Genomic DNA, 25,761 nt, shown 5'->3' on the forward strand with positions numbered 1-25,761 from the left:
CAGGCGCGCATGCCTCGTCGTGGTCGATGGAATGGGTCATGATCGTCCCAAACCGGTGTGGCGGCCGATGTCAGCGGTCACCCGCCCCGCGTGAGCGGGCTCACAGCAATTGGGACTTGACTCGCCGAATTTGGCACACTGCTCGAATGAGTTCCACCAAACACCGCGAGGTGGTCAAGCTTGACCGGGTGCCCTTGCCGGTGGAAGCGGCCCGGGTGGCCGCCACTGGTTGGCAGATCACGCGGACCTTCGCACGCGTCGTCACCAAGCTGCCGGGCAAGGGTTCGTGGCAGCAGAAGGTGCTCAAAGAAATCCCGCAGACCTTCGCCGACCTGGGACCGACGTATGTGAAGTTCGGCCAGATCATCGCGTCCAGCCCCGGGGCGTTCGGCGAGTCGCTGTCGCGGGAATTCCGTGGCCTGCTCGACCGGGTGCCCCCCGCCGACACCGACGAGGTGCACCGGCTCTTCGTCGAGGAGCTCGGCGACGAGCCGGCCAAGTTGTTCGCCAGCTTCGACGAAGAGCCGTTCGCATCGGCGTCCATCGCCCAGGTGCACTATGCGACGCTGCACAGCGGCGAAGAAGTGGTGGTCAAGATCCAGCGCCCCGGAATCCGCCGCCGGGTCGCCGCCGACCTGCAGATCCTGCAGCGCTTCGCCCAGGCCGTCGAGCTGGCCAAGCTGGGCCGGCGGCTCTCGGCGCAAGATGTGGTGGCTGACTTCGCCGACAACCTGGCCGAGGAGCTGGACTTCCGCCTGGAGGCGCGGTCGATGGAGACGTGGGTATCGCATCTGCACACGTCCCCGCTGGGCCGCAACATCCGGGTCCCGCAGGTGCACTGGGACTTCACCACCGAGCGGGTGTTGACGATGGAACGAGTGCACGGCATCCGCATCGACGACGCCGCCGCCATCCGCAAGGCCGGTTTCGACGGTGTCGAGCTGGTCAAGGCGCTGCTGTTTTCCGTGTTCGAGGGTGGTCTGCGGCATGGGCTGTTCCACGGCGACCTGCACGCGGGCAATCTCTACGTCGACAAGGCCGGCCGCATCGTGTTCTTCGACTTCGGGATCATGGGCCGCATCGACCCGCGCACCCGCTGGCTGCTGCGCGAGCTGGTGTACGCGTTGCTGGTGAAGAAGGACCACGCCGCGGCGGGCAAGATCGTCGTGTTGATGGGCGCCGTCGGCACCATGAAGCCGGAGGCACAGGCGGCCAAGGATCTGGAGCGGTTCGCCACCCCGCTCACCATGCAGTCGCTGGGCGAAATGTCCTACGTCGACATCGGCCGGCAGCTGTCGGCGCTGGCCGACGCCTATGATGTCAAGCTGCCCCGCGAGCTAGTGCTGATCGGCAAGCAGTTCCTGTACGTCGAGCGGTACATGAAGCTGCTGGCGCCCAAGTGGCAGATGATGTCCGACCCGCAGCTGACCGGATACTTCGCCAACTTCATGGTCGAGGTCAGCCGCGAGCACCAATCGGACGTGGAGGTCTAGTGGAGGTTCGCAGCGGCATCGCCGCCTCCGGTGAGGTGAAGCTGTACTACGAGGACATGGGCGACCCGGACCACCCGCCCGTGCTGCTCATCATGGGTCTGGGCGCCCAGATGTTGCTGTGGCGGACCGACTTCTGCGCGCGGCTTGTCGGCCAGGGCCTGCGCGTCATCCGTTTCGACAACCGCGACGTCGGTCTGTCCACCAAGACCGAGCAGCACGACTTCCGACAGCCGGTGGTCACCCGGTTGGTCCGGTCCTGGCTGGGCCTGCCCAGCCAGGCGCCGTACACGCTGGAAGACATGGCCGGCGACGCCGCGGCCCTGCTCGATCACCTGGATGTCGCGCGGGCCCATGTCGTTGGGGCGTCGATGGGCGGCATGATCGCCCAGATCTTCGCGGCCCGATTCGCCGAGCGGACGAAAACCCTGGCGGTCATCTTCTCCAGCAACAACCACCGGTTCCTGCCGCCGCCCGCCCCGCGCGCATTGCTGGCACTCATCAAGGGCCCGCCGCCGGATTCACCGCGCGACGTCATCCTGGACAACGCGGTCCGGGTCAGCAGAATCATCGGCAGCCCCCGCTACCCAATTCCCGAGGAGCAGGTGCGCGCCGACGCCGCCGAATGCTACGACCGCAACTTCCACCCGTGGGGGATGGCCCGCCAGTTCAGCGCGATCCTGGGCAGCGGCAGCCTGCTGCACTACGACCGACGCATCGTCGCACCGACCGTGGTCATCCACGGACGCGCCGACAAGCTGATGCGGCCCTTTGGCGGCCGCGCGGTCGCGCGGGCGATCGACGGCGCCCGGCTGGTGTTGATCGACGGCATGGGCCATGATCTGCCCATGCAACTGTGGGATCGGGTGATCGGCGAGCTGACGAAAAACTTTGCCGAGGCCGGCTGAGCACGCGACCGGGCGGGCACGGAACCCACATCTACCGGCGGGAGGTTGTCGCAATGGCCGAGCTGACACCGTACTACGAAGAATCACAAGCGGCATACGACATTTCGGACGAGTTCTTCGGTTTGTTCCTGGACCCAACCTGGGTCTACACCTGCGCCTACTTCGAGCGTGACGACATGACGCTCGAAGAGGCACAACTGGCCAAGATGGATCTGGCGTTGGACAAATTGAACCTGCAACCGGGGATGACGTTGCTCGACGTGGGGTGCGGGTGGGGCGGGGCGGTGGTTCGCGCCGTAGAGAAATACGACGTCAACGTCATCGGCATCACCTTGAGCCGCAATCACTACCAACGCAGCAAGGAGCGTCTGGCCGCGATCCCGACCACGCGGCGAGCCGAAGCGCGGCTGCAGGGCTGGGAAGAGTTTAACGAGAAGGTCGACCGGATCGTCAGCTTCGAGGCCTTCGATGCGTTCAAGAAGGAGCGGTATGCCGCGTTCTTCGAACGCTCCTACGAGATCCTTCCCGACGATGGCCGCATGTTGTTGCATAGCTTGTTCACCTATGACCGCAGGTGGTTGCACGAGCAGGGGATTCCGCTGACAATGAGCGATCTTCGCTTCCTCAAGTTCCTGCGGGAGTCGATTTTCCCCGGTGGCGAACTGCCGTCCGAACCCGACATCGTCGACAACGCCCTCGCCGCCGGGTTTTCCCTGGAGCGGACCCAGGTGCTGCAGCAGCATTACGCACGCACCCTGGACATGTGGGCGGCCAATTTGGCGGCCGCACGGGAGCGGGCCATCGCCCTGCAGTCCGAAAAGGTCTACGACAACTTCATGCACTACCTGACCGGATGTGCCGAGCGGTTCCGCCGCGGGCTCATCAACGTTGCCCAGTTCACCTTGACGAAGTGAGGCAGCAGATGGCCAACGAGCTGACGCCGCATTTCGCGGACGTGCAGGCGCACTACGACTTGTCCGACGACTTCTTCCGGCTGTTCCTGGATCCGAGCCAGACCTACAGTTGCGCCTACTTCGAACGCGAGGACATGACGTTGGAAGAGGCCCAGATCGCCAAGATCGACCTGGCGCTGGGCAAGCTGGGCCTGCAACCGGGCATGACGCTGCTCGACGTCGGCTGCGGCTGGGGCGCCACCATGCGCCGCGCGATCGAAAAATACGACGTCAACGTCATCGGCCTGACGTTGTCGAAGAACCAGGCCGCCCACGTCCAGACGCTGTTCGACCAGCTGGACAGTCCACGCACCACAAGGGTGCTGCTCAACGGCTGGGAACAATTCGACGAGCCGGTCGACCGGATCGTGTCGATCGGCGCGTTCGAGCATTTCGGCCACGACCGCTACGCCGACTTCTTCGCGCTGGCCCACAAGATCCTGCCGGCCGACGGCGTGCTGTTGCTGCACACCATCACCGGCTTGACGGGACCGCAGGTCGCCGAGCGCGGGCTGCCGATGACCTTCGAGATGGCCCGGTTCATCAAGTTCATCGTCACCGAGATCTTCCCGGGTGGCCGGCTGCCGTCGATCGAGATGGTGCAGGAGCAGTCCGCGAAGGCGGGTTTCACGCTGACCCGCCGCCAGTCGCTGCAGCCGCACTACGCCAAGACGCTCGACTTGTGGGCCGCGGCGCTGCAGGCGCACCAGGAGGAGGCCATCAGGATTCAATCCGAAGAGGTCTACCAGCGCTACCTGAAGTACCTGACCGGCTGCGCCAAGATGTTCCGGGTCGGCTACATCGACGTCAACCAATTCACCCTGGCCAAGTAACCGATCGCCGGCCCGGCGTGTAGGGTGCCGGGGATGGCTACCTCGCGGAGGTGCCCGGGCATCGGGAGAACACATGTCTGACATATCAGCGGGGCGCCACGCACGTGCGGTCTAACGTCGACGACGTCCAGGCTCATTACGACCTGTCCGACGAGTTCTTCGCGCTGTTCCAGGATCCGACTCGCACCTACAGCTGCGCGTATTTCGAACGCGACGACATGACCTTGCACCAGGCGCAGCTGGCCAAGCTCGACCTGACGCTGGACAAACTGGGGCTGCGGCCGGGGATGACCCTGCTCGACATCGGTTGCGGTTGGGGCTCAACGATGAGGCGCGCGATCGAGCGTTACGACGTCAACGTCATCGGGCTGACGCTGTCCAAGAACCAGCACGCCTACTGCCAGCGGGTGCTCGACGACGTCGATACCAGCCGCTGCCACCGGGTGCTGCTGCGCGATTGGGCGGAGTTCAGCGAGCCGGTGGACCGCATCGTCGTCATCGAAGCCTTGGAGCACTTCGGTTCGGAACATGTCAAGGCCGGTGAGACAGTTTCTTACGCGGATTTGATGAGTGCTTCGGGGGTTGGTTGGTTGATCCAGGCAACGGTAGGCAGTTTCGGTGGGGTGGGCCGCTGGTGCCGGAATCTGGCGGGGTTGGCGGCGTAGGCGGCGTCCAGCGTGGCGGCGCGTTGGGCCTGGATCTCGGTGGCGGTGCCGTAGTGCACTGACGCGGCCGTGTGCAGGCCGATCCCGGAATGGCGATGCACGTGGTTGTAGTAGTCGAAGAACACGGTACAGAAGGCGCGGGCGTCTTCGATGGAGCCGAACCGGCCGGGGAAGGCGGGGCAGTATTTGAGGGTCTTGAAGTTGGCCTCCGAGTAGGGGTTGTCGTTGGACACGTGCGGGCGGGAGTGGCTGCGGTCCACGCCCAGGTCGACCAGCAGTTGGGCGACCGGCTTGGAGGTCATCGAGGTGCCCCGGTCGGCGTGCAGGGTCAGCTGGTCGGGTTCGATGTCGTGGGTGGCCAGTGTGGCGTCGATGAACTCCTTGGCGAGTTCGCCGGTCTCGGTGGCGGTGACGGTCCAGCCGACGACATAGCGAGTAGATGTCGATGATCACGTACAGCTGGTAGTAGATACCACGTTGCGGCCCTTGTAGTTTGGTGATGTCCCACGACCACACTTGGTTCGGTGCGGTGGCGATCAGCTCGGGTTTCTTCTTCGCCGGGTGGGTGCGTTGGCGGCGCCGCTCGCGGTTCTCCCCGGCGATCGCCAGCAGCCGGTACATCGTGCGGATCGAGCACAAGTAGATGCCGTCGTCGAGCAGCCGCGCCCACACCTGCGCCGGCGCCAGGTCGCAGTACTCGGGCGAGCGCAGCACCGACAGCACGTGTTGGCGTTCGGCCTCGGATAACTTGTTCGCCGGTTCCGGTCGCGGCGGCGCAGCTGGACGGGGCTTGGGATTGCGGCGGCGGTACACGGTGGCCCGCGACGCGCCGAGCAGCGCACACGCCCGCTTCGTGCTGGTCGCCGCCGCCAGATTGGGCAGGTGCTCGTCGATCACGGCTTGGACTTCGGATCGGAGTCCGCGCTCTCGGAGAGCATCTCCAAGAGCGCGTGCGCTTTTCCCGTGATCTCCAAGGCCAACTTGGTGCGTTCCAGCTCGGCTTCGAGCAGCTCGTTGCGCCGCCGCAGCTTCTCCAACTCGATCTGTTCGGCCGTGCGTTTCGGTTTCTTCCCTCTGGGCGCCAGGCCTTTCCGGGCGCCGGCGTCGCGGGCCTTGCGCCATTCGGCGATGTGCGAGCTGTACAGGCCCTCTCGCCGCAGCAACGCGCCGCGCCGCTCCGAGCCAGCCGGTAACGCGTCGTACTCGTCGAGAATGCGGGCCTTGTACTCGGCGGTGAACGTGCGCCGCCGTGCCCGGGCGCCCGGATCCCGCGTGCCCTCCACCACGCCAGTATCGGCGCGACTGTCCAAAGATGCGATCGTCATAGTCACGTGGAATAGTGATCCTGTCTCGCCCTGCAGCGATGATCGGCTACTGCCGCTGTCTCACCTAACCCTGGCACACAGGGGTTTCGAACGCTACGACGATTTCTTCAGGTTCGCCTACCACGCCTTGCCCACGGACGGCGTGATGCTGTTGCACGCGGTCACGGCCTTGCATGTCAAGCAGGTCATTGAGCGCGGCATCCCGTTGACCATGGAGATGGCCAAGTTCATCAGGTTCATCGTGACCGAGATCTTCCCGGGCGGGCGGCTACCGATGATCGAGACCGTCGACGAACACTCCACCAAGGAGGGTTTCACGCTGACCGGGGTCCAATCGCTGCAACCGCATTTCGCCCGGACCCTTGACCTCTGGGCCGAGGCCTTGGCAGCGCACAAGGATGAGGCCGTCACGATTCAGTCCGAGGAGGTCTACCAGCGCTACATGAGGTACCTGACCGGCTGCGCCAAGGCATTCCGGATGGGCTATATCGACTGCAACCAGTTCACGCTGGCGAAGTAGGCTGCCGATAAGCCAAAACGTGCGCGCGTGCGTATGAGCGGCACACACCAATCCAGGAGACCAGGACGACGATGGCCGACAAGCCGACCACCCCGACGAAGACGCGGACGCGTTCCGAAGACATCCAGGCGCACTACGACGTGTCCGACGATTTCTTCGCCCTGTTCCAGGATCCGACCCGGACCTACAGTTGCGCCTACTTCGAGCCTCCCGAACTCACCCTCGAAGAGGCCCAGTACGCCAAGATCGACCTCAACCTGGACAAGCTGGACCTCAAGCCCGGTATGACGCTGCTGGACATCGGCTGCGGTTGGGGAACCACGATGAGGCGCGCGGTCGAGCGGTTCGACGTCAACGTCATAGGCCTGACCCTGTCCAGGAACCAGCACGCCCGCTGCGAGCAGGTGCTGGGCTCGATCGACACCGACCGCTCACGTCGGGTGTTGTTGCAGGGTTGGGAAGATTTCGCCGAGCCCGTCGACCGGATCGTGTCCATCGAAGCCTTCGAGCACTTCGGGCACGAGAACTACGACGACTTTTTCAAGCGGTGTTTTAATGTGATGCCCGAGGACGGCCGGATGACCGTTCAAAGCAGCGTCAGCTACCACCCCTACGAGATGGCCGCGCGCGGAAAAAAGCTGACGTTCGAGACCGCGCGCTTCATCAAGTTCATCGTCACCGAGATCTTCCCGGGCGGTCGGCTGCCGTCCACCGAGATGATGGTCGAACACGGCCAGAAGGCCGGTTTCGTTGTCCCCGAACCCCTTTCGCTGCGTCCGCACTACATCAAGACGCTGCGGATCTGGGGTGACACGCTGGAGTCCAACAAGGACAAGGCCATCGAAGTCACCTCCGAAGAGGTCTACAACCGCTACATCAAGTATTTGCGCGGCTGCGAACACTACTTCACCGACGAGATGCTCGACTGCAGCCTGGTGACCTACCTGAAACCGGGTGCCGCGGCCTAAGCCCGGCGAGCAGACGCATAAGCCCCCGACACGCCGGGCGTGCGGGGGCTTTTGCGTCTGCTCGGCGGATCAGGCCTCGGCGGTGAAGTTGCGGGTGATGGACGGGTCGACCGGGATGCCCGGGCCCGTCGTCGTCGACACGGTGATCTTCTTCAGGTAGCGGCCCTTCGACGCCGACGGCTTGAGCCGCAGCACCTCGTCCAGGGCGGCACCGTAGTTCTCCGCCAGCGACTTCGCGTCGAACGACGCCTTGCCGATGATCAGGTGTAGGTTGGCCTGCTTGTCCACCCGGAAGTTGATCTTGCCGCCCTTGATGTCGGCGACGGCCTTGGCCACGTCCGGGGTGACCGTGCCGGTCTTGGGGTTGGGCATCAGACCTCGCGGACCCAGCACCCGCGCGATCCGGCCCACCTTGGCCATCTGGTCGGGGGTGGCGATCGCGGCGTCGAACTCCAGCCAGCCGCCCTGGATCTTTTCGATCAGATCGTCACTGCCAACCACGTCGGCTCCCGCGGCGACGGCCGCGTCCGCCTTTTCACCGACCGCGAACACCACGACCCGGGCGGTCTTACCGGTGCCGTGGGGCAGGTTGACCGTGCCGCGGACCATCTGGTCGGCCTTGCGCGGGTCGACGCCAAGCCGGATCGCCACCTCGACGGTCGCGTCCTGCTTGGTCGACGACGTTTCCTTTGCCAGCCGGGCCGCCTGCAGCGGGGTGTACAGGTTGGTGCGGTCCACCTTCCCGGCGGCCGCGCGATATGCCTTGCTGTTCTTGCTCATTCGACTATCCAATCTATGGGTTGTGGTGACAGACGGGCCGGAGCTGGCCCTCCCACGGGTACGACTACTCGACGGTGATGCCCATCGAGCGGGCGGTGCCGGCGATGATCTTGGCGGCAGCGTCGATGTCGTTGGCGTTGAGGTCAGCCTTTTTCGTCTCCGCGATCTCCCGGACCTGATCCCAGCTGACCTTGGCGATCTTGTTCTTGTGCGGCTCCGCGGAGCCCTTGGCCACACCCGCCGCCTTGAGCAGCAGCTTGGCAGCGGGCGGCGTCTTGAGCGTGAACGTGAAGCTGCGGTCCTCGTAGACGGTGATCTCCACCGGGATGACGTTGCCGCGCTGATTCTCCGTGGCGGCGTTGTACGCCTTGCAGAACTCCATGATGTTGACGCCATGCTGGCCGAGCGCGGGGCCAACCGGGGGCGCAGGGTTGGCCTGCCCCGCCACGATCTGCAGTTTGATCAGCCCGGCGACCTTCTTCTTCTTCGCGGCCATGGGGTGTCGATGTTCCTTCCTGGTTCGTGCGTTTCCGGCTGCCCGCGGGCAGGCCGGCTAGATCTTGGAAACCTGGCTAAAGGTCAGTTCCACCGGTGTTTCGCGGCCGAAGATGGACACCAGTACCTTGAGCTTCTGCTGTTCGGCGTTGACCTCGCTGATCGTGGCCGGCAGCGTGGCAAAGGGTCCGTCCATGACGGTGACCGATTCGCCGACCTCGTAGTCGACCTCGACAACCGGACGCTCCAGCCCGCCCGCCTCGGTGACGGCCGCGGTGCTGGCCGCGCCTTTGGCGGTCTTCTTCGACGCCCCGCGCGGCAGCAGAAACTTCACCACGTCGTCGAGCGCAAGTGGCGATGGGCGGGAGGTCGCGCCGACGAACCCGGTCACCCCCGGCGTGTTACGCACCGCGGCCCAGGAGTCGTCGGTCAATTCCATACGCACCAGGATGTAGCCGGGCAGCACCTTGCGGTTGACCTGCTTGCGCTGGCCGTTCTTGATCTCGGTGACTTCTTCGGTGGGCACCTCCACCTGGAAGATGTAGTCACCGACGTCGAGGTTCTGCACCCGGGTCTCGAGGTTGGCTTTCACCTTGTTCTCGTACCCCGCGTAGGAGTGGATCACGTACCAGTCGCCGGGCTTGCTGCGCAGCTCGGCCTTGAGCGCGGCGGCCGGGTCGACCTCTTCCACCGGGGCCGCCACCTGCTGGGGGGTGTTGGCCTTGTGCACGTCCACCGCTTCCCCCGCGGACGTGTCACCGTCGAAGGCAGTCACGGTTCTAGTCCTCTCTATCACTCTCGAAGCCTCAACCGAATACCCACATCACGAGCTTGGTCAGGCCCAAATCGGCGCCGGCAACCAACGCCACCATGAAGGCCAGGAATGCCAACACCACCGATGTGTAGGTGAGCATCTGTTTGCGGTTCGGCCAGATCACCTTCCGCATTTCGGCCACGACCTGTTTCAGGTAGTTGTAGACGAACCCGATTGGGTTGGCTGGGCGTGCGGCCCCCGCCTTCTTCGGCTTCTTAGGCTTGGCTTTCAGCGCCGCCTTGCCCTTCGACGACTTCGACACGTCCGTCGTGGCGACGTCTTTCTTGGCGACCTCAACCGCTGTCGACGACTCCTGGTCGTCCATGTCTTCGGTCTCCGCCGCTCGTTGACGGGACCGCTTGCCGGTGGGACGTTGCGGCCGCATCACGGTCTTTGTCACCACGGCCGTTCGACCGCGTCCCCGGTTGTCCTGCATGTCGGCGCCGTCGCTTGCGGCGTCGACGTCTTCGTCGCCCTCGTCGCTCACCGCGTGCTCCTTTGTTCGCTAGCTATCCGCGAGCCGTCTCGCTCCTCATGGGCACACTCCCAGTGTCCACCATGGCACGATACCGATGGGTCCGGATCCTCCACAGGCCGTGCCGGCCTGCATCGTCGCCCGACGATACCGATGGTTCCGGCGCTCCCCCGCAGAGCGGGAGGTACACCCACCTCAGGCCGTGCCGGCCCGCATCGTCCGCTTGCAGCAGGGGCGACAGGACTTGAACCTGCAACCTGCGGTTTTGGAGACCGCTGCTCTGCCAGTTGAGCTACGCCCCTTCGCGGTTGGCGGGCCACCGCAAGCCAACCCGCGGCGCCGGGGCTTACATGACACGCGCGCCCCCGCTCGTTCGACTCACGGAAAGCGCGCTGACGTTGGAAAACCCCGAGTGTTGAGTGTACTCGATTCCACTCAAGCGCAGGAAATCCGATACTAATTACGCGGTCCTGATGACTTGCCCGGATTCCTTGTCCCATTTGAGCTGGGTGGAGTTGTCACCCTGTTGGCCCATCAGGGTGGTATAGGCCTCCATCACCAGCTCACCGTCGTCGTTGGTGCAGATGTTCTTGGTGACCACGATGTCGGCCCCGAAACGCTCGTCCACCGAGTGAATGTCCATCCGGGCCCACAACTTGTCCCCGGCAAGCACCGGCTTGTAGAACACAAATCTCTGGTCGACCTGCACAATCTGCATGGTCTCCATGCCCACGTCGACGTGGCGGAAGAAGTCCAACTGGACGTATTTGGCGAAGATCGTCACGAAGGTCAGCGGAGCAACAATCGCGTCATAACCGAGCGCTGCGGCCGCCTCCTCACTGAAGAACGCCGGGTGGTCACATTTGATGGCCCGGGCAAACTCGCGGCACTGTTCGCGGCCCACGATGAAATAGTCCGGATACCTCCAGATCATCCCGCGGATGTCGGTCTTCAACGCCATGAACCGGGCCCCCGCCTACGCCAGCCTCGCCGACGCGATGGCCCGGCCAAAGATCTTCTTGCCACCGGTGGTGGCGGTGAGCGCGATGGTCACCGACTTGCTGTCCGGATCGACCGACTTCACCCGGCCGTTGAACACGATTTCGGCGCCCTTGCCGTCGTTGGGCACCGGCACCACCGCGGTGAACCGCACGTTGTACTCGGTGACCGCGCCGGGATCGCCGACCCACGAGGTGACGTAGCCGCCACCGATTCCCATGGTCAACATGCCATGGGCGATCGCGGTGTCCAGCCCAACGACCTTGGCGATCTCGTCATCCCAGTGGATCGGGTTCAAGTCACCGGAAACCCCGGCGTAGTTCACCAGATCCTGGCGGGTCAGCGGATAGGTCTTCTCCGGTAGCTGGTCCCCAACCTTGACCGAGCTGAACTCACGCAGCGCCATCTCTGAATCCCTCTTCCCCATTCTCCCCGGCACGGCCCGCCAGGGTCGTATAGGTCTCCTGCACGATGTCACCCGCTTCGTTGGTGACAATGTTCTTGGTCACGATGATCTGGGTGCCGTGCGTCTCGCGCACCGAATCCACGTACACGTCGCAGTACAGCTTGTCGCCGGCGACGATCGGCCTGGCGAATTTCAGCACCTGGTCGACCTGAACGATCTGCTGGTCGGTGACCGCGATGTTGGCATGCTTGAAAAAGGCCGCCTGCGCCTGGTAGCCGAACACACAGATGAACGTCAACGGGGCCAGCAGCCCGTGGTAGCCCAGCTCGGCGGCCGCGGATTCTTCGAAAAAGGCACGGTCGTCGTTTTGCACGGCCGCGGCGTATTCGCGGATCTTTTCCCGCTCCACCTCATAGTGGTCGGGGTAGCGGTAATGCATCCCCACGATGCTTGTGGTCAACGGCACGGCTTCAGAACCTACCTAGTCAGTTGAGAAAACCTGCTGGGGACGGCGGTTACCGCGTTTCACGGTGCGCCTGGTGCTTGCCGCAATTCCGGCAGAACTTCTTGAGCACCAGCCGGTCCGGGTCGTTGCGGCGGTTCTTTTTGGTGATGTAGTTGCGGTGCTTGCACACCTCGCATGCCAAAGTGATCTTCGGCCGCACGTCGGTACTGGAAGCCATGTCTGTTCTCTCTCACAAGGTTCACTTGTTGTGTTGTAGCGATGGCCGGACTCGAACCGGCGACCTAACGATTATGAGTCGTTCGCTCTAACCGACTGAGCTACATCGCCTCCGGGCCACAGGCCTCGAGTTCGGGGCCGCCCGCCTGCTCGGCGTCCGCCGAGCCCCCTAACGGAATCGAACCGTTGACCTTTTCCTTACCATGGAAACGCTCTGCCGACTGAGCTAAGGGGGCCGATCACCCGTAGCTACCGGCCGTGCCGCGGGCCTAAAAGAGGGTACAGCCTGGCGCGCAACGTCACCAAACCACGTGCGCGGATCCGATGCGGCTGATTACCCGGTGTCGCTGCTCCGCTGCCGGCGCCAGGCGCTGAGATCGCTGAACTCGTCGTACTCCTCATCCTGGGGCTCGTGCTCCGCCTCGACCTCGTCTTCGAGAAGGGCCTTCAGCGCCATATGAATGGCCTCTCGGGCATCAGCCAGGTGGTACTTGTGTATGACCTGTTGGAGCAGGTGGTCATCAACCAAGATGTCGACCCTCTTCAGCATGGACCAACGATACCCAGTGCGCCGAAGGTCGACGCGGCGGAATGGACGAGACCGTGTCCGGCGGTCGGCGCACCGCCCGAAACGCGACAGGCTCGGTTGGAGCCGTCTGCGGCCAGCCATACCCTGGTAGCGTGTCAGACTCGGACCGGCTGTATTTCCGCCAACTGCTCTCCGGTCGTGATTTCGCCGTCGGCGACATGTTGGCGACACAAATGCGTAACTTCGCCTACCTGATCGGTGACCGCCGAACCGGGGATTGCGTCGTGGTTGACCCGGCCTACGCAGCCGGGGATCTGATCGACACGCTGGAAGCGGACGGCATGCACCTGTCCGGGGTGCTGGTGACGCACCATCACCCGGACCACGTCGGCGGCTCGATGATGGGTTTCGAGCTGACGGGGCTGGCCGACCTGCTGGACCGAGCAGCTGCACCGGTGCATGTGAATACCCATGAGGCGCTGTGGGTTTCACGAGTTACCGGGATACCCATCCGCGACCTGACCATCCACGAGCACCACGACAAGGTGAGCGTCGGCGACGTCGAAATCGAGCTGTTGCACACCCCCGGACACACGCCCGGCAGTCAGTGTTTCCTGGTCGGCGACCGGCTGGTGGCAGGTGACACGTTGTTCCTGGAAGGCTGCGGCCGCACCGACTTTCCGGGTGGTGATTCCGATGAGATGTACCGCAGCCTGCAACAGCTGGCCGCGCTGCCGGGTGACCCGACGGTTTTCCCCGGGCACTGGTATTCGGCGGATCCGAGTGCTGCGCTCTCGCGGGTGAAGCGCTCGAATTACGTGTATCGCCCGGCCAATCTCGACCAGTGGCGGATGCTGATGGGCCGCTGACCGGCCGGGCGCGCACCGTCCCTGTGGCCGGGCCGCAGATCGCACGAGATCACTGTGGTATAAGCGGAAGGTGCAGTCCATGGGGTGGGTTCGGGGCAGCTGGCAGGGGGTTACCGATATCGAGTCCAGCACCTGGTTGGCGTGGGCGGCGTGGACGGCGCTGGCCCTTGGCGTCGTCGCGCTGATCGTGACGACCCGCCAGCTGCAGCGCAACCGTCAGCTGACCTTCGAACAGACCCGGCCTCATGTGTCCATCCTGATGGAGCCCAATGCCGCGGACTGGCACCTGATCGAACTGGTGGTCAGGAATTTCGGTCGCACCGCGGCCTACAACGTCCGGTTCTCGTTCCCCAAGCCCCCGACGGTCGCCGAATACGAGAATGCCTCCGACGGCTACGCCGACGTCGTCGAGCTGCAGCTCCCTCGGGAGCTGCCGGCGCTGGCACCCGGTCAGGAATGGCGGACGGTGTGGGATTCGGCGCTGGACCGCGCCGAGATCGGGCAGGGCATCGAGTCCCGGTTCGAGGGCACGGTGACCTATTACGACCGTCCCGAGCCGCCGCGCGGGTGGCGGTTCTGGGAGCGCGGCCGGCGTCCGCTGGAAACCAAGGTGGTGCTGGACTGGGATGCCCTGCCACCCGTGCAGCGCATCGAGCTGATGACGACACATGATCTGGCGAAACGGGAAAAGCAAAGGCTGGAGCTGCTGCGCAGCCTGCTGACCTATTTCCACTACGCCAGCAAGGAAACACGGCCCGAGGTGCTGCGCAGCGAGATCGATCGGATCAACCGCGCCGTGGCCGAAACCCAGGACAGGTGGCGCACCCGGCAGCTCGGCCAGCCCACCGACGTCGCGCTGGGGTGAAGCCGAAAACGACCTGGGTGGGCGGCCGCAGCCAGCCAGTCTGACCGCGGTCCGGGATCGCGGGCTCGCTCCGGGAGCGCGGGGCCGTGGTCGATCTGATTCAATCGACGGGCGTATCGAAGGGAGAAGCCGATGAGCGGCCCGGTCACCTACACCCGTGACGACTCCATCGCGGTCATCCGGATGGACGACGGCAAAGTGAACGCACTCGGCCCGACCATGCAGCAGGCTCTCAACGAAGCGATCGACGAGGCCGACCGGGACAACGTCGGCGCGATCGTGATCACCGGAAACCAGCGGGTGTTCAGCGGCGGCTTCGACCTGAAGATCCTGACCTCCGGTGAGGTGCAGCCCGCCATCGACATGCTCAGGGGCGGTTTCGAGCTGGCGTATCGGCTGCTGTCCTACCCCAAGCCGGTGGTGATGGCCTGCACCGGCCACGCCATCGCGATGGGGGCATTTCTGCTGTCCTCCGGTGACCACCGAATCGCCGCCCACGCCTACAACATCCAGGCGAACGAGGTGGCAATAGGGATGACCATCCCGTATGCGGCCCTCGAGATCATGAAGCTGCGGCTGACCCGGTCGGCCTACCAGCAGGCCACCGGGCTGGCCAAGACGTTTTTCGGAGAGACCGCGCTGGCCGCGGGCTTCATCGACGAGATCGCGCTGCCCGAGGTGGTGGTCAGCCGTGCCGAGGAGGCGGCGCGCGAATTCGCCGGGCTCAACCGGCAGGCCCACGCCGCCACCAAGTTGCGCGCCCGCGCCGACGCGCTCAAGGCCATTCGCGCGGGCATCGACGGGATCGAAGCCGAGTTCGGCCTGTAGCCGCCACGGGCGCCTGGCGACCTACTGGAACTCCCGGAACCTTTCGAGGTACTTCACCCAGTTCCAGGTGCAACCACCAGCACCCGACGGTGGCGCCGCGCCGACTAGGGTGGCCCGCGATGGCGCTTCATCTTCACCGGGCCGAGCGCACCGATCGGCTTGCCGATGGGCTGGGTGCATTGCTGGCCGATCCGCTGCCCGACCCGTTCGCCCAGGAGCTGGTGCTGGTTGCCGCCCGCGGCGTGGAACGGTGGCTAAGCCAGCGTCTTTCGCATGTTCTGGGCTGCCGTCGCGGCCGCGGCGATGGCGTGTGTTGCGGGGTCGTGTTCCGCAATCCACGATCGCTGATCGCCGAGATCACCGGCGCGGTCGATGACGACCCGTGGTCGCCGGAGGCCATGGCGTGGCCGCTGCTGCGGGTGATCGACGCCAGCCTTGACGAGCCGTGGTGCCACACGCTGGCCACACACCTGGGCCACCTGGAGAGAACCGATACCGAGGCGGAGCTGCGCCGCGGCCGGCGCTATTCGGTGGCCCGCCGACTGGCCGGGCTGTTCGCGTCCTACGCGCGGCAGCGTCCCGGGTTGCTGGCCGACTGGCTGGACGGTAACGCCGCCGACCTGCCCACCGATCTGGCCTGGCAGCCGCCACTGTGGCGAGCCCTGGTGGCCGAGGTCGGGGCCGATCCGCCACATGTCCGCCACCAGCGCACCGTCGCCCAGTTGCGTGCCGGCCCGGCCGACCTGCCGTCGCGGCTGTCGCTGTTCGGGCACACCCGCCTGGCACGCACCGAGGTGCAGCTGCTGGACGCGTTGGCCAGCCACCACGAGCTGCACCTGTGGCTGCCGCACCCCAGCGACCGGTTGTGGCGGGCGCTGAACGACCTCAGCGGCCTCGACGCCGCGGTGCCGCGACGGAAGGACACCAGCGCTCGGGCCGCCCAGCATCCGCTGCTGCACACGCTGGGTCGTGACCTGCGCGAGCTGCAGCGCGCGCTGCCCGCCACCCGGGCGACCGACGAATTCCTCGGCGCCACACCCAAACCCGACACCCTGCTGGGCTGGCTGCAGGCTGACCTCGCCGCCAACGCGGTGCGGCCGGGCGGCCGCGGGCTGGCCGACACCGACCGATCGGTGCAGGTTCATGCCTGCCACGGCCCGGCCCGGCAGATCGATGTGCTGCGCGAGGTGCTGTTGGGCTTGCTGCAGGATGACCCCACGCTGCAGCCGCGCGACATCGTGGTGATGTGTCCCGACATCGAGACCTACGCACCGTTGATCGTCGCCGGCTTCGGCCTGGGCGAGGTGGCCGGTGACAGCCATCCCGCACACCGGCTGCGGGTGCGGCTGGCCGACCGCGCGCTCACCCAGACCAATCCGCTGCTGTCGGTGGCCGCCGAGCTGCTCGCCATCGCCGAAACCCGCGCCACCGCCAGCCAGCTGCTCAACCTGGCGCAGGCGCCGCCGGTGCGCGCCAAATTCGGCTTCTCCGACGACGACCTGGACACCATCGCCGCCTGGGTGCGCGAGTCGAACATCCGCTGGGGCTTCGGCCCGGAGCACCGGCGGCCCTACGGCCTGGACAACATCGTGCACAACACGTGGCGGTTCGGGCTGGACCGCATCCTCACCGGGGTGGCCATGTCCGACGACTCACGCGGGTGGCTTAGCACCGCGCTGCCGCTCGACGACGTCGGCAGCGACCGGGTCGAGCTGGCCGGACGGCTGGCCGAATACGTCGACCGGCTGCAGCACGTGGCCGAAAGGCTCAGCGGGGTAAGGCCGTTGACCGAGTGGCTGGACGCGTTGCACGCCGGGATCGAGTTGTTGACCTCCTCCGCGGAGGCCTGGCATCGCGCGCAGCTGCAGCGGGAGTTCGCCGACGTGCTGGCGCGTGCCGGCGCTCGCGCGTCGACGCCGCTACGGTTGCCGGACGTGCGCGCGCTGCTGGCCACGCAGTTGGCCGGCCGGCCCACTCGGGCCAACTTCCGCACCGGCACACTGACCGTGTGCACCATGGTCCCGATGCGCTCGGTGCCCCACCGGGTGGTGTGCCTGGTCGGTCTGGACGACGGGGTGTTCCCCCGGCTGGACAACCCCGACGGCGACGACGTGCTGGCCCGCGAACCGATGACCGGGGAGCGCGACATCCGTTCGGAGGACCGGCAACTGCTGCTCGACGCGATCGTCGCGGCGACCGATGCCCTGGTGATCACCTACACGGGCGCCGATGAACGCACCGGCCACCCCCGTCCGCCCGCGGTGCCGCTGGCCGAGTTGCTCGACGCGCTGGACCAGACGACGGCCGTGCCGGTGCGGGAGCACATCCTCATCCGGCACCCGCTGCAGCCGTTCGACCCCAAGAACGTCACGCCCGGGGCACTGCTGCCCGGCGCGCCGTTCACCTTCGACCCCACCGCGCTGGCCGCCGCCCAGGCGGCCCACGGGACACGCTGCGCGCCAACGGCTTTCATTACGAATCGGCTGCCCGCGCCACCGGCCACCGACGTCACCCTGGCCGACCTGCTCGACTTCTTCAAGGATCCCGTCAAAGGGTTTTTCCGGGCGCTGGACTACACGCTGCCGTGGGATGTCGAGACCGTCGAGGACGCCATGCCGGTGCAGCTCGACCCGTTGGCGGAGTGGACGGTCGGCGACCGGATGCTGCACGACATCCTGCGCGGCCTGCACCCCGAGGACGCGGCCCACGCCGAGTGGCGGCGCGGCCGGCTGCCCCCCGGCCGGCTGGGCGTGCGCCAGGCGAAGGACATCCGGGACCGTGCCCGCAATCTGGCGGCCGCCGCGCTGGCGCACCGCACCGTCGACGGCCAGGCACACGACGTCGACGTCGACCTCGGCGGCGGGCGGCGGCTGAGCGGCACGGTAGCACCCGTATTCGATGGGCGCATGGTGTCGGTGACCTATTCGAAGCTCGCGCCCAAACACGTGCTGCCGGTCTGGATCGGTTTGGTCGCGCTGGCCGCAGACCAGCCCGGCCACGATTGGTCGGCGCTGTGCATCGGCCGCGGCAAGACCAGGAACCACATCGCCAGCCGGCTTTTCGTGCCGCCGCCGGACCCGCCGGCGGTGCTTCGGGAGCTGGTGTCGCTGTACGACGCGGGCCGGCGGGAGCCGCTGCCGCTGCCGTTGAAAACATCGTGCGCCTGGGCGCAGGCCCGCCGCGACGGCGCGGACCCGTACCAGCCGGCCCGGGACACGTGGCAAACCAACAGGTTTCGACCCGGTGAGGACGAGGCTCCCGCGCATGTGCGGGTCTGGGGCCCGCACGCGCCGTTGGAGGTGTTGCTGGCTTCGCCCCGTCCGGGCGAGGAGGTCGCCGGGGAAGACACCCGGTTGGGTGCGCTGGCCGCCCGGCTGTGGCTGCCGCTGTTGGCCGCCGAGAGGCCGGCCGACTGATGCGCCGCTTCGACCTGCTGGGCCCGCTGCCGAGCCAAGGCTCCACCACGGTGCTGGAGGCCAGCGCCGGCACCGGCAAGACGTTCGCCTTGGCCGGCTTGGCCACCCGCTACCTGGCCGAGACCGCGACGACGCTGGAAGAGATGTTGCTGATCACGTTCAACCGCGCGGCCAGCCGGGAGCTGCGCGAGCGAGTGCGCGAGCAGATCCTCGAGGCTTTGCGCGCGCTAGAGGGCCGGCTGCGCCCCGGCAGTGACCTGGTCGAGCAGCTGCTGCGCGGCAGCGACGACGAGCGCGCCCTGCGGCGGTCGCGGCTGCGTGACGCGCTGGCCAACTTCGATGCGGCAACCATCGCGACCACCCACGAGTTCTGCGGATCGGTGTTGAAATCCCTTGGCGTGGCCGGTGATAACGCCGCAGACGTGGAACTCAAGGAAAGCCTGGTCGACCTGGTGACCGAGATCGTCGACGACCGCTACCTGGCGAACTTCGGTCAGCAAACAACCGATCCGGAACTGACCTACTCCCAGGCGCTGAACCTCGCCCTTGCCGTGCAGGACGACCCGTGTGCCCAGCTGCGCCCGCATGATCCCGAGCCCGACAGCCCTGCGGCGGTCCGGCTGCGCTTTGCCGCCGAGGTGCTCGACGAACTGGAACGCCGCAAGGGTCGGCTGCGCGTTCTGGGATTCAACGACTTGCTGACCCGACTGGCCAAAGCCCTGGAGGCAGAAGATTCTGCGGCGCGCGATCGGCTGCGGGGTCGCTGGCGGATCGTGCTGGTCGACGAGTTCCAGGACACCGACCCCGTGCAATGGCGGGTGCTCGAGCGCGCGTTCCGCCGGCATTCGACGCTGATCCTGATCGGCGACCCGAAGCAGGCCATCTACGGCTTCCGCGGCGGCGACATCCACACCTACCTCAAGGCGGCCGGCACCGCCGATGCCCGCTACACCTTGGGTGTCAACTGGCGCAGCGACCGGGTGCTCGTCGAGAGCCTGCAGACGGTGCTGCGCGGCGCGACCCTGGGTCACGCCGGCATCGTCGTGCACGCTGTCGACGCCCACCGGGACGGCCACCGGCTGGCCGGCGCTCCGCACCCGGCGCCGTTTCGGCTGCGGGTGGTCAAACGGCACACCCTCGGCTACGGCGGCACCGCCAATGTGCCGATCGGCTTACTGCGCCAACACATCCCCGAGGACCTGGCCGCCGACATCGCGGAGTTATTGGCCAGCGGGGCCACCTTTGACGGCCGGCCGTTGGCCGCCGGCGACATCGCGGTGATCGTCGAGCATCACAAGGACGCGCGGGCCTGCCGGAACGCGTTGGCCTCAGCGGGTATCCCGGCGGTCTATACCGGCGACACCGACGTGTTCGCTTCCCGGGCCGCCGCGGATTGGCTGTGTCTGCTGGAGGCGTTCGATGCGCCCCAACGCACCGGGCTGGTGCGGGCCGCCGCCTGCACCATGTTCTTCGGGGAGACCGCGGAAACCCTTGCCGCCGAGGGTGATGAGCTGACCGACCGGGTGGCCGGCACGCTGCGCGAGTGGGCCGACCACGCACGCCAGCGCGGTGTGGCCGCGGTCTTCGAGGCGGCGCAGGTGGCCGGCATGGGCCGACGGGTGCTGGGTCAGCGCGGCGGCGAGCGGGACATGACCGACCTGGCGCACATCGCGCAGCTGCTGCACCAGACCGCGCATCGGGAGCGTCTCGGCCTGCCGGGGCTGCGTGATTGGCTGCGACGCCAGGCCGCGGCCCGGGCCGGCCCCACCGAGCACAACCGCCGGCTGGACAGCGACGCCGCCGCGGTGCAGATCATGACCGTCTTCGTGGCCAAGGGCCTGCAGTTTCCCATCGTGTACCTGCCGTTCGCGTTCAACCGCAACGTCCGCACCGATGACATCCTGCTGTATCACGAGGACGATGACACCCGCTGCCTGTACATCGGCGGCAAGACGGGCCCCGGCCGCAAGGCCGTCGAGCAGCGCAACCGCGTCGAAGCGGCCCGGGACAACATCCGGCTCACCTACGTCGCCCTTACCCGGGCGCGGTCGCAGGTGGTGGCCTGGTGGGCGCCCACCTTCGACGAGGTCAATGGCGGGTTGTCGCGACTGCTGCGCGGTCGTGCACCGGGCGAGTCGCAGGTGCCGGACGCGTGCACGCCGCGCGTCTCCGATGAGCAGGCCTGGGCGGTGTTTCAGCGGTGGCAGGCCGCCGGCGGGCCATCGGTCGAGGAGTCGGTGATCGCCGGACCCGCCGTCCTCGAAACACCTTCTCCGGTAACCGGATTGCAGGTGAGGCACTTTCATCGCAGGATCGACACCAGGTGGCGGCGGACGTCGTATTCGGCGCTGGTACGTGGCTCGGAGATGGCCGGCTCCACGGCCGGTGTGACCAGCGAGCCGGAGGCCGGCGCCCGCGACGACGAGGTGGAGACCGCGGTCGTCGCCCCACCCGGGTGCGGTGCCGACCTGGTGTCCCCGTTGGCCGCGATGCCGTCGGGCGCGTCTTTCGGTTCGCTGGTACATGCGGTGCTCGAGACCGCCGACCCCGCTGCCCCCGACCTGGCCGCCGAACTGCACGAACAGGTTCGACGGCACGCGCCGTGGTGGGGCGTCGACGTGGACGCCGCCGGGCTGGCTGCGGCGCTGGTGCCGTTGCACGACACGCCGTTGGGCCCGCTGGCCGCCGGACTGACCTTGCGGCAGATCGGGGTGCGGGATCGCCTGCGGGAGCTGGACTTCGAGATTCCGCTGGCGGGCGGCGATCTGTGCGGCACCGAGCTGTCGGTGGCGGACGTGGGCGAGCTGCTGGCGTCGCAGCTACCCGCCAACGATCCGCTGGCGCCCTACGCCGATCGGCTGCGGTCGGCCGGGTTGGGTGATCAACCGCTGCGGGGGTATCTGGCCGGGTCGATCGACGTGCTGCTGCGGCTCCCCGATCGGCGTTATCTGGTGGCCGATTACAAGACCAACCATCTCGGCGACACCGCTGCCGACTACGGCTACGCACGGTTGGTCGAGGCCATGCTGCATTCCGATTACCCACTGCAGGCGCTGTTGTATGCCGTTGTGCTGCATCGGTTTCTGCGGTGGCGGCAGCGGGACTACGAACCGACGCGGCAGCTGGGCGGGGTGCTGTACCTGTTCGTGCGGGGCATGTGCGGTGCGGGGACGCCGGTGGCCGGCGGGCATCCGTCCGGGGTCTTCGGCTGGAACCCGCCGCCCGCTCTGGTGGTGGCGGTCTCGGATCTGCTGGACCAGGGAAGGCGGGCGGCGTGACATCCGGTGGGGTCGAGGTCGCCGTGGGAGGGTCCGGCCTGCTGCGAGCGTGCAACCAAGCCGGTGTGCTGGACGTCGCGGATGTGCATGTCGCGCAACGCCTCTGCGTGCTGGGTGAGGAGACCGACGAGCGGGTGGCGTTGGCGGCGGCGATGGCGGTCCGCGCGCTGCGAGCCGGGTCGGTGTGTGTGGACTTGTCGTCGATCGCCGCGACCGTGGGCCACGACGGGCTGCCGTGGCCGGATCCCGCGGGGTGGCTAGCGGCGGTAAGGGCGAGCCCGCTGCTGGATAAACCGCTGCGGTTGGAGGGCGACCGGCTCTATCTCGACCGGTACTGGCGCGAGGAGAAGCAGGTGTGCGCGGACCTGGTCGCCTTGCTGGCGTGCCGGCCGGCGGTCGCAGTGCCCGCCTTGCAGCGACTCTTCCCGCCGGGGTTTGACGAGCAGCGGCAGGCGGCGGAAATAGCGCTCGTGCAAGGTGTCACGGTGTTGACCGGGGGTCCGGGCACCGGGAAGACGACCACGGTCGCGCGGCTGCTGGCATTGATCGCCGAGCAGGCGGAGCTGGCCGGCCGATCGCGGCCACGGATCGCGCTGGCCGCGCCCACCGGAAAGGCAGCGGCCCGGCTGGGCGAGGCGGTCCGGCATGAGGTGGCCCGGCTGGACGACGCCGACCGGGCGCGGCTGGGCGAGCCGCACGCGGTCACGCTGCATCGACTGCTCGGCCCCAAACCGGGCACCTCCGCGCGGTTTCGGCACGATCGCAGGAACCGGTTGCCGCACGACGTGATCGTGGTCGACGAGACCTCGATGGTGTCGCTGACCCTGATGGCGCGCCTGCTAGAGGCGGTGCGCCCCGGTGCGCGGCTCATCCTGGTGGGTGACGCCGACCAGTTGGCGTCGGTGGAAGCCGGTGCGGTGCTGGCGGATTTAGTGGACGGGCTGTCGGCGCGCGACGACGCGCGGGTGGCGGCGCTGCGAACGTCGCACCGGTTCGGCGAAACGATCGGGGCGCTGGCCCAGGCGATCCGGATCGGCGATGCCGGCGCGGTGCTGGCCCTGCTGCGCTCGGGTGACGAGCACATCGAGTTCGTCGAGGACGAGAACCCGGTGCCGCGGTTACGCGCGGTCCTGGTGCCGCACGCGTTGCGGCTGCGTGAGGCCGCGCTGCTGGGGGCGTCCGAGGTCGCGTTGGCGGTGCTGGACGAACACCGGCTGTTGTGCGCGCATCGGCAGGGGCCCGCCGGCGTGCGGCACTGGAACCATCGGGTGCAAACCTGGCTATCCGAGGAGACCGGGCAGCCGCGGTGGTCACCGTGGTATGCCGGCCGGCCGCTGCTGGTGACGGCGAACGACTACGGGCTGCGGGTGTACAACGGCGACACCGGCGTAGTGGTGGCCGGCCCGGACGGTCTGCGGGCCGTCATCGCCGGTGCTTCCGGGCCACTGGACTTTGCCACCAGCCGCGTCGGCGACGTGGACACCATGCACGCCATGACCATCCACAAGAGTCAGGGCAGCCAGGCCGATGAGGTGACCGTGCTGATGCCGCAAGAGGATTCGCGGTTGCTGACTCGGGAATTGCTGTACACGGCGGTGACTCGAGCCAAGCGCAAGGTCCGGGTGGTGGGGTCGGAGGCGTCGGTGCGGGCCGCGCTCACGCGGCGGGCGGTGCGGGCCAGCGGGCTGCGGATGCGGTTGCAGTCGAGCAACGCAAAGGGATAGGCCGTGGGCGGTGCGGCGGCGCATCATAGAAGTATGCGGATCGGAGTCGGGGTTTCCACCGCGCCGGACGCGCGGCGGGCCGCGGTGGAGGCCGCGGTGTGCGCGCGCGACGAGCTCGCGGGTGAGGCCCCGGCGCTGGCCGTGCTGCTGGGATCGCGATCACACACCGACAAGGCCGTGGACGTGCTGGGCGCGGTGCAGGAGGTGGTCGAGCCGCCCGCGTTGATCGGTTGTGTCGCCCAGGCGATCGTCGCCGGTCGTCATGAAATCGAGGACGAGCCCGCGGTGGCGGTGTGGCTGGCGTCCGGCCTGGCCGCCGAGACGTTTCAGCTGGATTTCGTCCGCACCGGCTCGGGCGCCCTGATCACCGGCTACCGGTTCGACCGGACCTCACACGATCTGCACCTGCTGCTGCCGGACCCGTACACCTTCCCGTCCAACCTGCTCATCGAGCACCTCAACACCGACCTGCCGGGCACGACCGTCGTGGGCGGCGTGGTGAGCGGCGGACTGGGACCGGGATACACCCGGCTGTTCCGCGACCGCCAGGTGCTCACCTCCGGCCTGGTGGGCGTGCGCCTGCCCGGCACGCACGGGGTTCCGATCGTGTCGCAGGGCTGCCGGCCGATCGGACAGCCGTACATCGTCACCGGCGCGGACGGCGCGGTGATCACCTCGTTGGGCGGCCGCCCGCCGCTGCAGCGCCTGCGGGAGATCGTTGAGGGGCTGCCGCCCGGCGAGCAGGTCCTGGTCAGCCGCGGGCTGCAGATCGGGATCGTCGTCGACGAGCACCTGGCGGCTCCGGGCCAGGGTGACTTCATGATCCGCGGGCTGCTCGGCGCCGATCCGTCGACCGGGGCGATCGAGATTGGCGAGGTCGTCGAGGTGGGCACCACCGTGCAGTTCCAGGTCCGGGACGCGGTGGGGGCCGACAAGGATCTGCGTCTGGCCGTGGAGCGGGCGGGGGCGGGGCTGCCCGGGCGTCCGGTTGGCGCGCTGTTGTTCACCTGCAACGGGCGTGGCCGGCGGATGTTCGGGGTCGCCGACCACGACGCGTCGACGATCGAGGACTTGCTTGGCGGGATTCCGCTCGCCGGTTTCTTCGCCGCCGGGGAGATCGGCCCGATCGCGGGCCGCAACGCGTTGCACGGATTCACCGCGTCGATGGCGCTGTTCACCGAATGAGCCGCCGCGTTGGGCGCCGGCGTTGCGGGCGCGGTGGCGTGTGGGCGCGTGCGTCACGTCTGCCCCACCAGTCACGGCCGGTGACCACCAGACGAAGTGCCCGGCTTCGAGCGACTTTTCAGCGACAAGCCCAGGGGCGGGTCAGATCGGGCGGCCAGGGGACACCGCGCATTGCGTTGTCGGCGACTTTGACGCCGGCCACCGTGGCATGGGTTTGCCACTGAGATCACCGAGCCGACGTTCGCGGTGCTGGTCGCGCATGGCCCATTCGCGCGCACCTGGACCAACGAGGGCGGGCCGCGGTCGGCGTAAGCTCCCGTGAACGCCGGCGCCTACGGCACCCGGCCGCGACCCGATCAGCCGTGCTCACGGCGGGGTCGTCGCCCCGATCTCGGCGGCGAACTCACGGAAACCTTTGTGACCGGGCAGCTTTCGCAGACATCGCGCCATCAGGTCGCGGGCGGTGTCGGTGTTACCGCGTCGGTGCGCGAGCCGCGCGGACACGAACATGTGCTCGGGTCCGCCCAGGGCGGCGTGGCCGACGATCCGGTCGAGCAGGCCGCCCTCGGTGTCCGCGAGCTTCTCCAGCAGGAGACCGTGCCATTCCGCCAGTTCGCTGGCTCGCTCCTGCTCGGTCCGGGCCTCGGAACGGCGCAGTTGACGGGTCGATCCGCCGCGGTGGCAGAGCCCGTCCAGTGCCAGTAGGTACCGCTCGGCGAAGCCTTCCCAGGTGTCCGCGACGCGCAGCATGCGC

The 25,761-nt window shown here is 67.3% G+C and carries 21 protein-coding genes, 3 tRNA genes and 3 pseudogenes; 14 read left to right on the forward strand and 13 right to left on the reverse strand.

Going from position 1 to position 25,761, the window contains the following annotated elements; genetic code table 11:
- The first annotated feature begins 146 nt into the window (after nucleotides 1-146).
- From G6N20_RS13800 to G6N20_RS13820, 5 genes and pseudogenes are all read left to right on the forward strand, one after another.
- On the forward strand, nucleotides 147-1,493 hold the full coding sequence (locus G6N20_RS13800; protein ID WP_083052155.1) for an ABC1 kinase family protein: 1,347 nt from the start codon (nucleotides 147-149) through the stop codon (nucleotides 1,491-1,493).
- Entirely contained in the window at nucleotides 1,493-2,398 is a 906-nt protein-coding gene (locus tag G6N20_RS13805; protein WP_083052154.1) for an alpha/beta fold hydrolase, read from the forward strand. Before G6N20_RS13800 ends, G6N20_RS13805 begins: the two co-directional genes overlap by 1 nt.
- Before the next feature lie 53 nt (nucleotides 2,399-2,451).
- Entirely contained in the window at nucleotides 2,452-3,312 is an 861-nt protein-coding gene (mmaA1, locus tag G6N20_RS13810; RefSeq protein WP_083052153.1) for a mycolic acid methyltransferase MmaA1, read from the forward strand.
- 8 nt (nucleotides 3,313-3,320) lie between these two features.
- Nucleotides 3,321-4,184, forward strand: coding sequence for a cyclopropane mycolic acid synthase MmaA2 (mmaA2, locus tag G6N20_RS13815; protein WP_083052152.1), 864 nt, complete (start codon nucleotides 3,321-3,323; stop codon nucleotides 4,182-4,184).
- Between the two features lie 77 nt (nucleotides 4,185-4,261).
- Nucleotides 4,262-4,768 (forward strand): annotated as a pseudogene (locus G6N20_RS13820) (class I SAM-dependent methyltransferase); the annotation flags it as partial.
- Here G6N20_RS13820 and G6N20_RS13825 read toward each other — a convergent pair.
- Nucleotides 4,738-6,174: pseudogene (locus G6N20_RS13825) on the reverse strand (IS3 family transposase). The pseudogenes G6N20_RS13820 and G6N20_RS13825 sit on opposite strands and share 31 nt — an antisense overlap.
- Before the next feature lie 76 nt (nucleotides 6,175-6,250).
- Here G6N20_RS13825 and G6N20_RS13835 point away from each other — a divergent pair.
- Together G6N20_RS13835 and mmaA4 are read left to right on the forward strand one after the other, a co-directional pair.
- Nucleotides 6,251-6,694, forward strand: a pseudogene (locus tag G6N20_RS13835) (class I SAM-dependent methyltransferase); the annotation flags it as partial.
- A 71-nt stretch (nucleotides 6,695-6,765) separates the two neighbouring features.
- Nucleotides 6,766-7,662 carry a hydroxymycolate synthase MmaA4 gene (gene mmaA4, locus G6N20_RS13840; RefSeq protein WP_083050840.1) on the forward strand — a complete coding sequence of 299 codons (897 nt, stop codon included), beginning with the start codon at nucleotides 6,766-6,768 and terminating at the stop codon, nucleotides 7,660-7,662.
- A gap of 69 nt (nucleotides 7,663-7,731) precedes the next feature.
- Here the strand turns inward: mmaA4 and rplA are convergent, their stop codons facing one another.
- From rplA to G6N20_RS13900, 12 genes are all read right to left on the reverse strand, one after another.
- Nucleotides 7,732-8,442: a 50S ribosomal protein L1 gene (rplA, locus tag G6N20_RS13845; protein WP_083050842.1), complete on the reverse strand. Its 711-nt coding sequence runs from the start codon at nucleotides 8,440-8,442 to the stop codon at nucleotides 7,732-7,734.
- A gap of 64 nt (nucleotides 8,443-8,506) precedes the next feature.
- A complete protein-coding gene (gene rplK / locus G6N20_RS13850; protein ID WP_083050845.1) occupies nucleotides 8,507-8,938 on the reverse strand; it encodes a 50S ribosomal protein L11 in 432 nt (143 codons plus the stop codon).
- A gap of 57 nt (nucleotides 8,939-8,995) precedes the next feature.
- Nucleotides 8,996-9,712, reverse strand: coding sequence for a transcription termination/antitermination protein NusG (gene nusG / locus G6N20_RS13855; protein ID WP_083050848.1), 717 nt, complete (start codon nucleotides 9,710-9,712; stop codon nucleotides 8,996-8,998).
- Nucleotides 9,713-9,743: 31 nt separating this feature from the next.
- Nucleotides 9,744-10,238 carry a preprotein translocase subunit SecE gene (gene secE, locus G6N20_RS13860; protein ID WP_083050850.1) on the reverse strand — a complete coding sequence of 165 codons (495 nt, stop codon included), beginning with the start codon at nucleotides 10,236-10,238 and terminating at the stop codon, nucleotides 9,744-9,746.
- Nucleotides 10,239-10,455: 217 nt separating this feature from the next.
- A tRNA-Trp gene (locus G6N20_RS13865) sits at nucleotides 10,456-10,528 on the reverse strand.
- A 158-nt stretch (nucleotides 10,529-10,686) separates the two neighbouring features.
- Nucleotides 10,687-11,187, reverse strand: a complete 501-nt coding sequence (gene hadC / locus G6N20_RS13870; RefSeq protein ID WP_083050853.1) for a (3R)-hydroxyacyl-ACP dehydratase subunit HadC — start codon at nucleotides 11,185-11,187, stop codon at nucleotides 10,687-10,689.
- A 15-nt stretch (nucleotides 11,188-11,202) separates the two neighbouring features.
- A complete protein-coding gene (hadB, locus tag G6N20_RS13875) occupies nucleotides 11,203-11,631 on the reverse strand; it encodes a (3R)-hydroxyacyl-ACP dehydratase subunit HadB (RefSeq protein WP_083050856.1) in 429 nt (142 codons plus the stop codon).
- Nucleotides 11,618-12,070 (reverse strand): (3R)-hydroxyacyl-ACP dehydratase subunit HadA, encoded by a 453-nt coding sequence (gene hadA, locus G6N20_RS13880; RefSeq protein WP_276004367.1) that lies wholly within the window; start codon nucleotides 12,068-12,070, stop codon nucleotides 11,618-11,620. The genes hadB and hadA overlap by 14 nt, the downstream gene beginning before the upstream one ends.
- A 76-nt stretch (nucleotides 12,071-12,146) precedes the next feature.
- Nucleotides 12,147-12,314 carry a 50S ribosomal protein L33 gene (gene rpmG / locus G6N20_RS13885; RefSeq protein WP_083050862.1) on the reverse strand — a complete coding sequence of 56 codons (168 nt, stop codon included), beginning with the start codon at nucleotides 12,312-12,314 and terminating at the stop codon, nucleotides 12,147-12,149.
- 36 nt (nucleotides 12,315-12,350) lie between these two features.
- A tRNA-Met gene (locus tag G6N20_RS13890) sits at nucleotides 12,351-12,424 on the reverse strand.
- A gap of 52 nt (nucleotides 12,425-12,476) precedes the next feature.
- Nucleotides 12,477-12,549: transfer RNA gene (locus tag G6N20_RS13895), tRNA-Thr, on the reverse strand.
- A gap of 98 nt (nucleotides 12,550-12,647) precedes the next feature.
- Nucleotides 12,648-12,863 carry a type II toxin-antitoxin system VapB family antitoxin gene (locus tag G6N20_RS13900; protein WP_083050865.1) on the reverse strand — a complete coding sequence of 72 codons (216 nt, stop codon included), beginning with the start codon at nucleotides 12,861-12,863 and terminating at the stop codon, nucleotides 12,648-12,650.
- Between the two features lie 131 nt (nucleotides 12,864-12,994).
- Here G6N20_RS13900 and G6N20_RS13905 point away from each other — a divergent pair, with 131 nt between their 5' ends.
- The 7 genes from G6N20_RS13905 (at nucleotide 12,995) to G6N20_RS13935 (ending at nucleotide 25,007) form a co-directional block, all read left to right on the forward strand.
- Entirely contained in the window at nucleotides 12,995-13,711 is a 717-nt protein-coding gene (locus tag G6N20_RS13905; RefSeq protein WP_083050916.1) for an MBL fold metallo-hydrolase, read from the forward strand.
- Between the two features lie 79 nt (nucleotides 13,712-13,790).
- A complete protein-coding gene (locus tag G6N20_RS13910) occupies nucleotides 13,791-14,576 on the forward strand; it encodes a hypothetical protein (protein WP_083050868.1) in 786 nt (261 codons plus the stop codon).
- A gap of 132 nt (nucleotides 14,577-14,708) precedes the next feature.
- A complete protein-coding gene (locus G6N20_RS13915) occupies nucleotides 14,709-15,404 on the forward strand; it encodes a crotonase/enoyl-CoA hydratase family protein (protein WP_083050870.1) in 696 nt (231 codons plus the stop codon).
- A 119-nt stretch (nucleotides 15,405-15,523) separates the two neighbouring features.
- Nucleotides 15,524-18,820 carry an exodeoxyribonuclease V subunit gamma gene (gene recC / locus G6N20_RS13920; protein ID WP_083050873.1) on the forward strand — a complete coding sequence of 1,099 codons (3,297 nt, stop codon included), beginning with the start codon at nucleotides 15,524-15,526 and terminating at the stop codon, nucleotides 18,818-18,820.
- Complete coding sequence (gene recB / locus G6N20_RS13925) at nucleotides 18,820-22,098, forward strand: exodeoxyribonuclease V subunit beta (RefSeq protein WP_083050876.1); 3,279 nt, start codon at nucleotides 18,820-18,822, stop codon at nucleotides 22,096-22,098. The genes recC and recB overlap by 1 nt, the downstream gene beginning before the upstream one ends.
- On the forward strand, nucleotides 22,095-23,822 hold the full coding sequence (gene recD / locus G6N20_RS13930; RefSeq protein WP_083050879.1) for an exodeoxyribonuclease V subunit alpha: 1,728 nt from the start codon (nucleotides 22,095-22,097) through the stop codon (nucleotides 23,820-23,822). The genes recB and recD overlap by 4 nt, the downstream gene beginning before the upstream one ends.
- A gap of 33 nt (nucleotides 23,823-23,855) precedes the next feature.
- Nucleotides 23,856-25,007: an FIST signal transduction protein gene (locus G6N20_RS13935; protein ID WP_083050882.1), complete on the forward strand. Its 1,152-nt coding sequence runs from the start codon at nucleotides 23,856-23,858 to the stop codon at nucleotides 25,005-25,007.
- Nucleotides 25,008-25,761: the final 754 nt, after the last annotated feature.

The organism is Mycobacterium shinjukuense, assembly GCF_010730055.1.
Taxonomy (GTDB): Bacteria; Actinomycetota; Actinomycetes; order Mycobacteriales; family Mycobacteriaceae; genus Mycobacterium; species Mycobacterium shinjukuense.

What these genes read in the sequence shown, in the direction of transcription:
- G6N20_RS13800 (WP_083052155.1), top strand. Translation starts at nt 147, where the DNA reads ATGAGTTCCACCAAACACCGCGAGGTGGTCAAGCTTGACCGGGTGCCC.
- mmaA1 (WP_083052153.1), top strand. Translation starts at nt 2,452, where the DNA reads ATGGCCGAGCTGACACCGTACTACGAAGAATCACAAGCGGCATACGAC.
- mmaA2 (WP_083052152.1), top strand. Translation starts at nt 3,321, where the DNA reads ATGGCCAACGAGCTGACGCCGCATTTCGCGGACGTGCAGGCGCACTAC.
- mmaA4 (WP_083050840.1), top strand. Translation starts at nt 6,766, where the DNA reads ATGGCCGACAAGCCGACCACCCCGACGAAGACGCGGACGCGTTCCGAA.
- rplA (WP_083050842.1), bottom strand. Translation starts at nt 8,442, where the DNA reads ATGAGCAAGAACAGCAAGGCATATCGCGCGGCCGCCGGGAAGGTGGAC.
- rplK (WP_083050845.1), bottom strand. Translation starts at nt 8,938, where the DNA reads ATGGCCGCGAAGAAGAAGAAGGTCGCCGGGCTGATCAAACTGCAGATC.
- hadC (WP_083050853.1), bottom strand. Translation starts at nt 11,187, where the DNA reads ATGGCGTTGAAGACCGACATCCGCGGGATGATCTGGAGGTATCCGGAC.
- hadB (WP_083050856.1), bottom strand. Translation starts at nt 11,631, where the DNA reads ATGGCGCTGCGTGAGTTCAGCTCGGTCAAGGTTGGGGACCAGCTACCG.
- hadA (WP_276004367.1), bottom strand. Translation starts at nt 12,070, where the DNA reads ATGCATTACCGCTACCCCGACCACTATGAGGTGGAGCGGGAAAAGATC.
- rpmG (WP_083050862.1), bottom strand. Translation starts at nt 12,314, where the DNA reads ATGGCTTCCAGTACCGACGTGCGGCCGAAGATCACTTTGGCATGCGAG.
- G6N20_RS13900 (WP_083050865.1), bottom strand. Translation starts at nt 12,863, where the DNA reads ATGCTGAAGAGGGTCGACATCTTGGTTGATGACCACCTGCTCCAACAG.
- G6N20_RS13910 (WP_083050868.1), top strand. Translation starts at nt 13,791, where the DNA reads ATGGGGTGGGTTCGGGGCAGCTGGCAGGGGGTTACCGATATCGAGTCC.
- G6N20_RS13915 (WP_083050870.1), top strand. Translation starts at nt 14,709, where the DNA reads ATGAGCGGCCCGGTCACCTACACCCGTGACGACTCCATCGCGGTCATC.
- recC (WP_083050873.1), top strand. Translation starts at nt 15,524, where the DNA reads ATGGCGCTTCATCTTCACCGGGCCGAGCGCACCGATCGGCTTGCCGAT.
- recB (WP_083050876.1), top strand. Translation starts at nt 18,820, where the DNA reads ATGCGCCGCTTCGACCTGCTGGGCCCGCTGCCGAGCCAAGGCTCCACC.
- G6N20_RS13935 (WP_083050882.1), top strand. Translation starts at nt 23,856, where the DNA reads ATGCGGATCGGAGTCGGGGTTTCCACCGCGCCGGACGCGCGGCGGGCC.